Raw genomic sequence first — 848 nt, forward strand, 5'->3', positions numbered from 1 at the left:
CTCCGGGAGTGATCTGCTTGCTCATGGTGAGTCTCTTTTCATAGGTTCAGTTTGCCCGGTAATCGAGCAACCGAGAAAAACGTACCACGTTGCTCGATGAAAGCGCAAAGGGCTACAGTGGAACCATGACACCTAAACCAGCCCCTGAACCCGTATACGAAGATGCCCTCTATTACCCCGCAAAGGACGTGACAGATGTAGTGGGCCTTTCTCGCGATATTCAAGAACTCATCGACACCTACACAAAGGCTTTGCGGACTGTTCAGTCATCACGCAATGGCTACGAACGCCAGCAAGAAGCGGCCAAGCTCATCGTTTCCGGAGCTAATCACGGCCAACACCTCCGCCGACTACTTGCGGAAATAGCAATGAACGCCGGACAGACCCAACGAGAAGCAGCGGAACTTGTCGAGGTCTCCCGAAACACCACTTACCAATGGAGGCACAAACCGTTGTCCTCGCTGGACATGATGCTGTAAAACACTCTCCATATGGGCGGTTCCTGAGTATCGAATTGATGCCCAGGAATCGCCCATTTTTACGCCTATGTCAACTTTTCTTGACAGTCAACTATTCTTGACATACGTTTGATTTATGACTACTCCTAGCACTCAGCAAGCGATCGAAGCGGCCCGGATTCTTGGCCAATACTTCGATAACGCCGACCTCTCACACAGCCAAAAGGACGAAGAAAACACGCTCCATTCATTCGCTCAGGCGCACTCCGATTCAATGGCGAGTCTCAGCCATTCAAACGAGGACACAAGGCAGCTTGCAGCGCTGGCCTATCTTCAAGAACAGATCGGATACGTAATCTGGGACATTGTCGACAGAGAGCGCAAGGCCGG

Annotated in this window: 2 protein-coding genes; both read left to right on the forward strand. The window is 51.4% G+C overall.

The window, feature by feature from the left end:
* Positions 1-125: 125 nt before the first annotated feature.
* A complete protein-coding gene (locus tag CXQ96_RS18240; RefSeq protein ID WP_104112152.1) occupies positions 126-479 on the forward strand; it encodes a hypothetical protein in 354 nt (117 codons plus the stop codon).
* Between the two features lie 115 nt (positions 480-594).
* The coding region (locus tag CXQ96_RS18245; RefSeq protein WP_146070949.1) for a hypothetical protein at positions 595-848 on the forward strand (254 nt) is incomplete at its 3' end.

The sequence above is a fragment of the Arthrobacter sp. B1805 genome, assembly GCF_002929745.1.
Lineage (GTDB): Bacteria > Actinomycetota > Actinomycetes > Actinomycetales > Micrococcaceae > Arthrobacter_D.